Genomic DNA, 13,101 nt, shown 5'->3' with positions numbered 1-13,101 from the left:
GACTTTTTAAATAAACACCTACTTCACCGCTTCCAGCCAGGCCTGCGACATCAGTTGAGCGCCCGCCAGGGAAGGATGCACCCCATCTGCTGTCCAGTACGAACCCGGTGCTTTTTCCAATGCTTTATTAAATACGGTTTGATAAGGAATAAACACGGCATCATACGCTTTGGCCAGATCGGCCGCTACCTGCCTGTAGTCGTTAAATGCAGGAAACCAGGCATCGGTAACCGCTTTTACATTGTTTACGGCAAAGGGTTCACCAATAATCAGTTCTACGTTGGGCAGCTTTTCGCGGGTGCGTTTCAGCAATGCATCGTAATCGTTACGATAGGTATCAACAGTGCCTTTATAGCCATTTACCAGCGTGTGCCAGTAATCGTTCACTCCCACCAGTATGCTTACAACGCGGGGTTTAATATCCAGGCAATCGGCATCCCAGCGTTCGGCCAGCTGGTATACTTTATTACCGCTGATGCCCCTGTTATAAATGCTCAGGTTATCGCCTGCATGTTGTAATAATAGCTGTGCAGTTGCCGCAACAGCGTATCCCCTGCCCAGCGCCACGGAGCTATTGGCTTCTTTGTCGTCTTTTTTGCGACCTGCATCGGTGATAGAATCACCCTGAAACAGGATCACATCATTTTTTTGAATACTGATCTTCCTGGCCTTTTTTCCGCCTGCATATGCATTGGAAACAATAGCGGGCATACTTACTGCCGCTACCGATCCTAAAGAAAGCTGCCTGATAAATTTTCTTCTGCTGTTCTCTAACATATCATTCGTTTTAGTATTCTTTAAATTAGGCTATTTGTGTAACCCCTGCTGTATTTGTTTCAGCGTTTTACGGTTAATTTCACAAATAGTTCCGTGCTTGTGCCCTTCCGGCACGTGTATGCGGTCGGCAGCATTGGTAAAATGCACAAAATCGGTAGTAGCTACGGCTCCAAAGTTCTTTTGCCCGTAAGCATCGTAATAAATCAGCCACTCTTTACCGGTGTTCACCACAGCAGGTCCTTCTGTTAATTTAGCGGTAAATGGCTGTGATACATTCGTATACGGGCCTAACACCTGGTTGCTGAATGCTACTTTTATATCTCTTTCCGGGCGTGTATTGTCTTTCAGCACCAGCACATATTTACCGGTAGCCTGCTTTACAATTACCGCATCGATGACACTAAAGCCCGGATCTAAAAACAACCGGGTGGGTGTAAACGTTACAAAGTCTTTAGTGGTGGTGCAATACATGCGGTGGTTGTTCTTTTCTTCTTCCTCGCCTTTGGGAAAACGATTGGGAATAGTAGAAGCCCATATAATTACATAACGCGCACTGTCTGCATCATAAAACAATTCCGGCGCCCATACGTTCACCGTTTCCGGTTCATGTTCCATTACGGGTATAAAACGCTGTTCGCTCCAGTGTACCAGGTCGGTAGAGCTGGCATAGCCAAAACCCTTATCACCGCGCCAGCTGCTGGTCCACACCAGGTGAAACACACCATCCGGCCCTTGTACCATAGAGGGGTCGCGCATTACTTTCTGTGCACCTACATTGGGATGCAATAAGGTAGTATCAAAATCGGTCCAATGCCTGCCATCATAGCTATACAACATGCGCAAACCTTCTGTGGCAGGCTCATGAAAAGAGGTAAATACATAGGCTCTTTTCTGTGCACTGCACGAGGTAAGTAATAAAACAATAAACAGGTATAGCGTTGTTTTCTTCATGAATGTGTTGCTTCGAAAATGGTACCGTTAATCTGTACTGTCTAAAACCAATACCCAATCGTTTCCTGCTGCGGGCTCACCCGGAGGGTCAAAGGTTTTAGTGGCAGTATTGGCATACGTTTCAATAGCGATGTACTCCCCATTGCGTGGGTTATACCACTGTGCTTTAATAGTGTTGCCTTGTATTTTACCCGGCGCAATAGTAATGTTGCGACCGGTATAGGTATAAACAAAAGCATATTTTTTACCACGCGTAGCGGCCAGGTAATTATAACGCTCGCCCTGCGTGCCTTCTGCAATTAAAGTAGCATCGGGCACGCGCTCCAGGTAAGGACGCGATAACAGTAACTGTTTAATATGTATCATTTGCGATGCGCCGGGATTGTTAATGGCATCAAACCAGTAATCCCTGGCACCATAAGCACCGGTTTCGGTTTCATCGGCCTTGCGCATCTGCATTACCGCGTTGTTGCCATAGGTATAACCGCACCCACCGGCAAACACGCTCCAGTAACCATAACGGCGCACATCACCGGCATTCCATTTAGCGGCCAGTGTATCGTGTAAACCATGTGGTATATTTTCGTAAATGGGTTCTGCGTCAAAAGAAGGTTTCGCTGGTTGCAGTTTAAAATCGCGCTGTACATACTTCCAGTTGTCTTCCCCATAATGCCATTCCCCTCTGGAAGTATCCTGACTATAATCGCGGTGGCCCGATTGAAACACGTTAAAGCTTAACCAGCTTTGGTTATGAAACCAGGCAGAGGAAGAATAACGGCCACGCGGGTGAAAAGTAACCAGGTGGTTTTTATCCAGCTGGTATAAGGTGCTGCCAATCGTGTTCCATACCTGTATAGAATCGCTGCCTTTGATATCGCCGCCATTCATCCAGATAATATTGCTGAAGCCTTTATAACGGTTGGCCAGGAAGGTAGCATAGGTTTTAGCCTGTTTACTGTTTACCAGCCCGCCCTTTACATCGCTGCCCCAAACAGGCACCATAGCTACGTATATGCCCCGGCTTTCTGCTGCCTTTACAATGTAATCGACATGCTGCCAGTAATCATGTTCTTTTTTTATCAGCGGGCGGGCTACGTTTTTGCCCACCAATGCCGAATCGCCATACACATTCTTTGCTTTCACGGTATGCAGCACCATGGCTTGTATTACGTTAAAGCCTTTGGCCTTTCTGTCTTCCAGGTATTGCACCGCTTCCTCCCTTGTTAGTTTGGAAAACAACAGCCAACCGGTATCGCCCAGCCAGAAGAAAGGATCACCATCTGCGGTTAACAGGTAGCGGTGATTGGCCGATACTTTTAAACCGGGTAATGCCTGGGCTTTTACGCCACCCATAGCCAGCAGTAAACAGCAACAAAAAAAGGTATATACTTTATTCATCTGATTATACTTTATTCACCCAGGCAATAGCATTGGCCTTAGGCGCCTGTAATTGTATCACCGATCCACCTTTCACTTTTTCTTCTTTCCCTTCCACAGCACCGGTGCGTGCGTTTATCCAGCGTATTACAAAATTGCCCTGTACACCTGTAAGGTTTAAGGAAGGTGCAGCTGTAGCTCCTGTAGTATACAGGATATAGGTTTTACCAGGTTGTGTTAACCAGTAACAACCACTTTCTCCTGTGGTAGTATCTGCCGGCAAAGTAGCGGAAGCAGCTGCCAGGAAAGCGCTGTTCACCGCCGGTATATTACACAGCGAGCCACCGGCCATAAAAGCGGCCCAGCCAAAAGCATCGTAGCCATCACCGGAATACATCACGGCTTTACCCGGATATTGTTTACGGTATTCGCTTACTGCACGGTACACCTGCTCAAACGAACTTCTTTTGGGCTTTAACAAACGCGCCCACTGGCGTGGAGCCAGGTTGCGCCCGCCTTCGGGTGCATACGACTTGCCATCAAACTGGTAGTGCCAGTAACGGATATCAATAAGGTTCACCGTTTTCGCACGTGCAGCATCCTGTAAAATAGCATCCTGCACATCTTTGGTGGTGCTTAAACCTACCACTACTGTTTTACCCGTTTCTGTTTCCCATTCCTGTATTATATCTATCCAGAATTGCACAAAGTGAAGCGGGCCTGTAAATTCTGCCCCTATCAGTTGCACTACTCCATTATTAGCGGCAAAGTTGTTCAGGCACTGGCGTATATAAGCACGATGTAGTTTGCGACGTTCGGGGTTGCTGATGTCGTAAAACTGCTCGGCCATAAAAATGCGCTTATCACCTGCATAAGGCACCGGCTCCGGAAAGCCTGTGTTGTTAACGTTATTCGCTGTGCGCCATGGAAAATCGGCATAGTGGGCACCCGCTTCTATAATGTTGTGCTGGAAATAGTTTTCATGTATCAGCACCAGGCCTTTTTCATCTGCCAGGTTTGCATACTGTTGTAAACGGCCCCAGTAAAATTTATTATACTTTGTTAGATCGTATTTGCTTAAACCATCCCAGGCGCTTCCCTGTCCGCTGCGTGCAAAAGGCAGTTCATAAAACGGGGGCCATACTTCGCCATCAATACGGCGTATACGTTCATGATCATCCCTCCTGCGCTCGTACCACAAACCATAATTATGATCCAGTGCAATCATGCCGGTGGCCTTCATGCTGTCGGTCATATCATCCAGGTTATCGGTTAAGCCGGTGCCGGTGCGGCCAGGTACAAAACGGGTAATATGCGGTTTGGCTTCCGGCAACCCATGTGGGCGCACACTGCCATTCCACCAGGGCACTTCGCGCCGGATACCCGTTAACACATTACTGCCACGTACCAGCCAGCCATTGCTCACCTGCATGATACCTGCTGCTGTTATGATATTAGCTGCCGGCACCCCTACCTGTTCAATGGTTTTAACGCCATTGTTGCTTGTAGGTAAGGGTACTCTGGTAGCTGCTTGTTCTATAAATTCACGGAGCGTTTTACGGGGTTGTACCGCCTGCGCTGTCAGCTCTGCCGCCACTTCTACAGAAGGACTGCTGGAAGCTTCTGTTTCCACCGGCAGCAACCATGTGCGTGCTGCCACCTCACTGCCCAGCCTGTCGGCCAGCTGTGCGTAGTATAAGCTACGTGGATGAATGCTTTCGTTAGAATTATCCCAGTAACCATCGCCCGAAAACTGCGCCCAGGTTCCAAACGCCCAGTTTTGGGCACCTGGCGGACGGTAACAATCTACCCGTGCAGCACTGCATTGCCAGAACACACTGTTGGCAGCTGCCCATCCTGCACCTTGCCCGTCCTGTCCGCGGTTTTTATAGCTTAACGCTTCACCGTCTACATTTACAATATCAAACAATACACCCGAAGCCCAGCTGTCTATGCCTCCACTAAAACTAAAGGGCAAATGCGACTCGCACTGCACAAAGGCATTAGGGCCTGCCGCACAATACCCGGTAGCAAAATCGTGATAACCGTATTCTGCATATAAACGCTGAAACAAACACTGCTGTCCGGAAGTAAAGAAGGTATAACGGCGTTGTCCGCCTATTTCAGAAACCGGCTGTAATGACTGCGCATCTTCTACCGTAACATGGCTGCCTGTTTCCTGTATAGCCACTGCCGATCCGGCAAAGTGCTCAAACACCATTTGCCTTACCCAGATATCCGTAGCATTTTCTATCACAATAGCCATCCAGCGATGGTCTTCGTCTTTACTATTAGCAGCATCATACTCCGAACGCAGGCGCAGGTTTTCTACACCTGACTGGCTGATGCGCCCCTGCCAGCTATAAGCCGCAACGGTGCCACCACCATAAGTAGTATCCAATGCAGTAGTGATAGGTGCATCCAGTTGCAGTTCATTTCCTTTTACACCGGTAACGGTTCTGTCCCACTGCAGGTTACGCTGGCCGGGTTTCCATCCCAGCGAGGTAATGCCCCCGCCAAAATGATCAGTACCCAGTTGCTCTATCCAGGCAGCGGTACAAGGGCGTTGTATCACCACCTTATCCCCTGCTTTAAAACTACCTGCATCGGCCACCTGCAGGCTCATGGCATTTACCGGCACATACACACTGGTAACGGCATGACTGCTTTGTAAACGGCGGTTATTCACTCCTCCCACGGTAATCAACGTTTGCCGGGTATAACCGGCTCCCAGCAGCACCGTGCCATTGGCACCGGAACCGCTGCCACGTAATACCACGCCGGAAGCTTTGATAGCCAGGCCGCCTTCTATACGGTATTCACCTGCCTGTAACAGCACAGCGCCACGTATTCCCTGTTTATCTGCTGGTAAAGCAGCTACATAATCCAATGCTGCCTGTATGCGACGGGTGTTATCCCCTTTGGCAACAGGCACCACTACCCTCACGGGTGCAACGGGCACAGATACACTGCCGCCCATATAGCCACTGTACGAGAAATCAGGTATACGATTACCCTGCTCATCGGCAGTATAAACAAGCCTGCCACCGGCTCCTAAGGATACTGGTGGCAGGGGTTTAACCGGCTTCTTTTGTTGCGCGTTCCCTGCAACGGGCATCATGGCTGATGTACAACACGCAACAAAACAAATCGTATATAGATATTTTATTCTATTCAACACATCCGGATTTTTACTTCTTAGCTTTAGCAGCAGGTGTAACAGTTGCTACATCTACTACACTGTTTAAAAACTCTTCTATGTTCGTATATCCATTCCCTTTTTTGCTCAGCTGCGAAGCATCTGCTGCATTGTTAGGGTTTAAGCCGTTCTTTGTTTCCCAGCTATCAGGAATACCGTCGTTATCACTGTCTTTATAAGGAGTGCCTTTGTATTCAGGATAACCACCAACCTGCGCTACGTCTGTAATAATGCCTATTTTATAAGAATCGATAGGCATTCTGCGATGCTTGAATTGTGTTTCAGGCAGTTTCACATTTTCAGTAGGCTCAATTTTACCGGTAGTAACCTGTTTTACAATACGAAGGTCAACGGCATCTCTTTTAGGCAATGTAGCGCCTGCATTCTGTAAAACATAGGCCCTGGCCTCCAATGTAGGCAGAATGGTCATTTCAGGCATCGGCAATGGTTTGTTCCATTTCATAGCCGCGGTGTATTCTCCTGCATTTGGCAATTCCTCTACCTGCACACCACCATTCCAGTTGTCTTTGGTTACAGCATCATTGCCTTCTACAATATTACCATGCACATAAACACGGCCATATACCCGGTACTTCAATTTGCTACGACCGCTTTCTGGTTTTAATATACGGTGACCAATGTTGCTATTGGTAGGCGTAGCCGGACCTGGTTTGTAGTAGTTGTTAATGATATTATACATAGCTGTGTAATCACCACCATCGGTAGAACGGTGTACCCAGTTAAACACTACGTTGTTGGCAAAGTTGAAAATACCGTTCCATCCGATAGAGGGGTTACGGCCTGCATTATCTGCCCACAGGCTGCGGATAAAGGCACAGTTTTCGCCACCCAGTGTGCTACCGAAAGCATGGTTCCAGGTATCCAGTGCTTCTGAGAAGATAGAGTTTTGTATAGTAATATTTACTGTAGGTAATTTCTCTTCTGTTTTACCCGTGCTATCGTTATACATGTGACGGTACATACTCATGTCTTCATCTAAACCCCAGCTGGCGCTTACGTGATCAATCATGATATTACCTACCGGGTTGCCACCAATAGCATCATCCCTGCGGCCTACATTGGTTTCCCCTCTGCGGAAGCGCATGTAACGCACAATTACATCGTGGGTGTTAATCCACACCGTTTCACCTGCAATACAAACACCATCACCTGGTGCCGTTTGTCCTTCAATAGTGATATAAGGAGCGCGGATAATTAATGGACTGTTGATACGAATAATACCTGATACATTGAATACAATAGTTCTGGCACCGCCTTGTTCACAAGCCCAGCGTAAGCTACCGGGGCCATCATCGTTTAAGTTGGTAACTACAATCACTTTACCGCCACGGCCACCGAAACTGTATTTGCCACCACCTTCCGCACCTGGGAATGCTGGTATCTCTGCCTGTGGTAAATCAACCGGACGGGAAGCCCAGGGAATATAAGGCCTTCCGTGCCTGGCTTCTTCCTGTATAATAGGATACGCTATTTGCCATGCCGAATCGGAATGCTTAGTAGCAGCGTTCATTAAAGAATCTGACCATTTCTGTATATCCGGTGGTATGGAAGGATACTGCGCCCGGGTTACAGAAGTAAGGCCCAGCAAGCCAACAGCAAACAACACTGATTTACCTCTCATATTATTCTTCTTTAATTCTTAGACTAATAATTTATTCTATAGTTTATTGCAGTGGGTTAAAATTTCCACCCCAATTGTTGTTTTGCACCAGGTTAGGATTGTTGTTAATAGCATCCTGTGGTATTGGGAAAAAGTAATAAGTACTTTGCCAGTTGATAGCATACTTGGTATCGAGTGAAGCAGGAGCCAATGTGAAATAGTTAGTATACATATCATCCAGGTTCAGTTTATCGCGATAGTTGGCACTGTTTGGATCGGCCAGCTCTGTGAAGGTGGGTATGCCTGCACCTGTTTTTAAAGTGATCACCATTTTATTCCTGCGCTTACCATTCAAGGTGCTTTCTATCAGTTTCCATCTTCTTAAATCCCAGAAACGCTTGCCTTCAAAAGCCTGCTCTATCTGGCGTTCGTATAAGATAGCACTAAATAAGCCGGCACGGTCTAAGCCTGATGTAAGGCCATAGAACCCATCACCCGCTTCAATACCCGCTCTTTTTCTGATGGCCACTAAACCAGCGTAACCTTCATCACTGGTACCCAGCTTATTAATACCCACTGCACTTTCTGCCAGGTTCAACAACACTTCTGCATAACGAATTTCCATCCAGTCTGTACCTGCATATTGTGCAGTGCTGGCAGTACCGCTTGTAGTAATCGCTTTCTTTAAATAAAAACCGGTGTTGCTGGCTTTGTTTTCAGAGGTAACGGTGGCGTTGTTACTGTTTTTATAGAAGTATGTCCACAAACGGTAAGTGGTAATACCGTTAATGCTCCAGGTGCTGCCATTGTAACCAATGGTGCTGTTAAAGCGTGGATCACGGTTTTTATAAAATAACTGATCGGAGTAGGTATAAGTAGCAGATGCACCAGGCGCTTTACCATCTTTCATAGGATACGCTTTTACCAACTCCCACGAAGGCTGATTAGAACCTCCACCAGTGCCTAAGTAAGAAGGACGGGTAGAGTTATCATAAGAATTATTCTTTTTAGTCTGATCGCCGGTAGCAGTATTATAACCGGTTACCATTACTGCTTCTGGGTTATTCACCTCTGTAAACCACATGTCGTTGTAAGAAGCGAACAGGCCAAAACCATTGGCATCCAGTAAAGTTTTTGCCTGCAGGTTAGCATCATAAGCTGCCTGCCATCTTTCCTGTAAATCGTTAGGATTAAACTGCGGGCTGGCATAGGTTAATAATACACGGCCTTTGAATGCAGCTGCTGCACCACTGGTAATACGGCCCCAATCGCTGGTGGCAGTATATTTACCCGGCAGGTATTTGATAGCTGTATCCAGGTCGGATACAATTTGTTTGATACATTCTGCGGTGGTGTTACGTGGCAGTAATGCATCCATTTTAGCTTCATTACCTACTGCTTCTAATGGCGTAAGCACCAATGGAACGCCACCGTAAATGCGCACCAGGTCGAAATAACGCCATGCCCTGAAAAACAGCGCCTGTGCATTATAGGTATTAATAGTGTATTGCTCTAATGGAGAAGCGTTCATATCGCGGAGAAACATGTTGATGGTTCTGATTTTACCATAGTTGTTTCCCTTATCCAATGCAGTACCATAATCCTTTACATCTGTATTGGTAATAGTACCTTCAAAGTATTTCGATTCGCCGTATGACTCATCACTTAAATTACCATTCAAACCATTCAAATCACCAATACCGGTACCACCGCCCCAGGTAGGAAGGTTGTTTTCGTATATGTTGTCCAGGTTCAGTTTGGCTATAGCGCTGTCGTTAAAGATCAGATCACCGGGTACGGTTTTCAAATCCGTTTTATCCATTACTTTATTACAACCAGCCAGGGCCAGTATACCTACCAAAGAACCTATTATAATGTTACTCTTTTTCATTTCAATCGTTTTTACCGGTTAGAAACCTAAGTTTAAGCCTAATGAATAACCTTTCAGCACTGGATACGCATCGTAGTTGCTGAGGTTAGAACGGTAGCTGAACGGATTATAGAAGTTAAACGGATTGGTAGCAATAAAGAATACTCTTGCACCACCATTTAAGCCCGCTTTTTTAGTCCATTGCGATGGCACCGCGTAAGACAGGTTCAGGTTGGTTACACCGAATGTAAAGCCGTTTTTCAACCAGAAATCACTCGCCACATTGTAGTTGTCTTTATAGTAAGGACTTGGCATAGAAGCATTCGGATTGTCTGGCGTCCAGTGGTCGGCCCAAAACTCAGGACGGTTGGAGGTAGCTGTACCTTGTGTGCGTGCACCGCTTTCTACAGCGGCTTTACCACCAAAGCTATAGTTCATCAACACATTCAGGCTAACTGTTTTATAAGTAACACCCCAGTTAATACCACCCGCATAGTGGTTGCTTGATTTAGGAGCAATATAATCCAGATCATCCGCAGTGATTTTTCCATCAGGTTTGGTGTATACACCATCTACTTTCGGACCTCTTACATCCTGATAATTGAGCATACCAGGTTTTGGCGCAGCACCAAAAATAGTGTAGCCGGGATGTGCAACCAGGTATTCATCTACCTGGGCCTGTGTTCTGAACATGCCTGCATAACGGTAGCCCAGCACGCCCATGTCGCTTGATCTTCCGGTTTGATCCAGGTAAGTACCCAGGTTACCCACAGGCACATCTGCAATCAACACTTTGTTATCACTCCATGACAGGAAGGCATTCACGTTATACGACCAGTCTTTGTTGATCTTATCTTTCCAGGTGGCAGAAATTTCATAACCAAAGCTGTTGGTTTTTGCATAGTTCTCAGGAGGAACCGCTGCACCAATCAGCAAGGATACAGAAGAAGTAAGGCTTGCCAGCTGATTATACCTGTGATCGAAGAATCCATCTACAGAAACACTCAGCCTGTTATCCAGAAAACGGGTATCAATACCACCGTTGATTTTGGTATCAGAATCCCATTTAATACCGCCGTTGGCAATAGCCGTGTTGGCCAATACCGCTAAACCTCTGTCCTGGTTACCACCAAACACAGGTGCTTTACCGGTTTGAATGACATAGTTCACTAAGTATTGATACGCTCTGGTGTTATCGCTACCCAGTAAACCAACCGATCCACGCAGTTTTAAATAATCCACTGATTTTACATTCCTGCGAAAGAAGCCTTCTTCGGAGATAACCCAGCCTAAACTTAAAGAAGGAAAATAACCCCAGCGGTTTTGCGGTGCAAAGTTGGCACTGGCATCTCCCCTGTAAGTAAGTTCTGCCAGGTATTTACCGGCATAGTTATAGTTCACGCGGCCTATATATGCTAAACGACCGCTTTCACTTTGTGTTTCATCTGTAGTGTTGGTACCGGTAGCATAGTTCATGTTAGGTAAGCCACCTACAATAACGCCCTCGCGCATGGCATTTACCTGGTCGGTGCTGGTTTCGCTTTGTTCGTAAGCAGCCAACACAGTAATCTGGTGTTTACCAAACCTGCGATCGTAAGTAAGTACACCGTTCAGTTGATATACATCTGTGTAACCGGGGCTTATCCTTACTCTGTCGCCGTTGTTCAATTGTATAGTACGGTTAACAGTACCGCCATAAATGTGTTTGTGATCTCCTAACATAGAAAACTCATACACATTGTACTTGGTACCATATTGTTTACCAAAAGTATTGGCCAGGTTTTTATTGAAGTTTAATGCAGCTTTCAATCCTTTTATAAAAGGCACTTCATAGCTTAACTGCCCCTGGAAGTTTAGACCCGTGTTTTTAGTTTGGGTAAAGTTGCCGGAGTTTTGAATAGCAAAGAAGTGATAGTTATCAATGGTAGAGTTAGTAGCGGTAGTTAACAACACCGGCTTGCCATCTACATAAGGAGGATTAAAGCGGGAAGTAGTAGTTAAGGTTTTCCAGTCGTTATCCAGTGCTTCACCACCTTGTTTGGAAAATACCTGTTTGTTCTCATCCAGACTACCACTTAATGATAAGCCCAGTTTTAAACCATTAGCCACCCTGATGTCAGAGCTGGCCCTGAAAGTATACCTGTTATAACGTGTACCGGAGAAATTACCATCCTGGGTATTGTATGTTAAACCGGCAAAATAAGTAGCCTTGTCCGAACCACCGCTTACGTTAATGGTCTGTCTCATCTGGCTGGCTTTTTTCCAGGCCATATCTAACCAGTTATAATCATGCGCCTGAAAATAGGCCAGTTCATCGGCAGTGTAGATAGAAGGATCATCTGCATTTTTACCGGCTGCATAGTTTAAATCGTTCAGGTAAATAGCCTGCTGGTAGCCGCTCATCATTTTAGGTTTAGCCACCGCATCTGTTATACCATACGAACCACTATAGGAAATAGCAGCCTGACCTGATTTACCGCGCTTGGTTTTAACAATGATAACGCCGTTAGCGCCACGTATACCATAAATAGCAGCGGCTGCATCTTTCAATACAGTAATGCTTTCTACTTCGGTGGCATCCAGTAACGCAAAGTCGTTAGGCTCGCGCATGATGTCATCTATAATATACAATGGGTTGGTAGATCCACCATCTTTAGAAAAGAAGATAGGGTTACGTACCGATATGGTGGCAGGTTGGCCGGGACGGCTGTAACCTCCTGAAACCTGCACCCCCGGCATCTGGCCTTTAATAGCTTCGGCCAGGTTACCCGCTGGTATGTCCTGTATGCTTTTCATTTCTACGGTAGCCACTGCACCTGTTAAGTGCGAGCGTTTTTGTGTACCATAGCCCACCACAATTACTTCGTCCAAACTGGTATCGGTAGTCGATAGCTTTACATCCAGTGTGCTTTTGCCGCCTACATTAATTTCCTGCTTGGCCATGCCCACGAATGAAAACACCAATACAGCACTATCGTTGGGAACGGAAATGCTGTAGCTACCATCTGATTTTGTTTTGGTAGAAGTCCGTGATCCCTTTACCTGCACCGTAGCATTATCTAAAGGATCGCCTTTTTCATTAGTGATTTTACCTGTGATAATGTGATCAGGTGCGTTAAAATGCCTTGCATAACCGGGGAGACAGCTGAACAAGAGCAGCTGTACTGCAAAGACAAGCAATAACTTTTTCATAAATGCAAATTGAATCATTATGTAACAAGCGGCCCTATAGCCACTCATTCACTTTTTAAGGATATTGTTTTACGGAGGGCCGAAACTAGAGCAATTGCCAACCGTATAAAATGG

Annotated in this window: 7 protein-coding genes; all 7 read right to left on the bottom strand. The window is 46.2% G+C overall.

The features are described from left to right. Nucleotides 1-18 precede the first annotated feature (18 nt). The 7 genes from FLA_RS05765 to FLA_RS05735 all read right to left on the bottom strand — a co-directional run bounded on the left by FLA_RS05765 (nt 19) and on the right by FLA_RS05735 (nt 12,987). The gene (locus tag FLA_RS05765; protein WP_076380193.1) at nt 19-777 is read right to left on the bottom strand and encodes an SGNH/GDSL hydrolase family protein; all 759 of its coding nucleotides are present in this window, start codon (nt 775-777) and stop codon (nt 19-21) included. Between the two features lie 30 nt (nt 778-807). Then, nucleotides 808-1,728 (bottom strand): glycoside hydrolase family 43 protein, encoded by a 921-nt coding sequence (locus FLA_RS05760; RefSeq protein ID WP_076380194.1) that lies wholly within the window; start codon nt 1,726-1,728, stop codon nt 808-810. 27 nt (nt 1,729-1,755) lie between these two features. After that, complete coding sequence (locus FLA_RS05755; protein WP_076380195.1) at nt 1,756-3,126, bottom strand: glycoside hydrolase family 140 protein; 1,371 nt, start codon at nt 3,124-3,126, stop codon at nt 1,756-1,758. Between the two features lie 4 nt (nt 3,127-3,130). Beyond that, complete coding sequence (locus FLA_RS05750) at nt 3,131-6,226, bottom strand: DUF6298 domain-containing protein (RefSeq protein ID WP_076380196.1); 3,096 nt, start codon at nt 6,224-6,226, stop codon at nt 3,131-3,133. A 70-nt stretch (nt 6,227-6,296) separates the two neighbouring features. Beyond that, nucleotides 6,297-7,946: a polysaccharide lyase gene (locus FLA_RS05745; RefSeq protein WP_076380197.1), complete on the bottom strand. Its 1,650-nt coding sequence runs from the start codon at nt 7,944-7,946 to the stop codon at nt 6,297-6,299. 43 nt (nt 7,947-7,989) lie between these two features. Beyond that, entirely contained in the window at nt 7,990-9,816 is a 1,827-nt protein-coding gene (locus tag FLA_RS05740; RefSeq protein ID WP_076380198.1) for a RagB/SusD family nutrient uptake outer membrane protein, read from the bottom strand. 18 nt (nt 9,817-9,834) lie between these two features. Further along, entirely contained in the window at nt 9,835-12,987 is a 3,153-nt protein-coding gene (locus tag FLA_RS05735; RefSeq protein ID WP_076380233.1) for a SusC/RagA family TonB-linked outer membrane protein, read from the bottom strand. Between the last annotated feature and the right edge of the window lie 114 nt (nt 12,988-13,101).

Source organism: Filimonas lacunae (genome assembly GCF_002355595.1).
Classification (GTDB): Bacteria; Bacteroidota; Bacteroidia; order Chitinophagales; family Chitinophagaceae; genus Filimonas; species Filimonas lacunae.
Note: the sequence above shows the minus strand (reverse complement) of the source record. Positions and strands in the feature narration are given on the sequence as shown.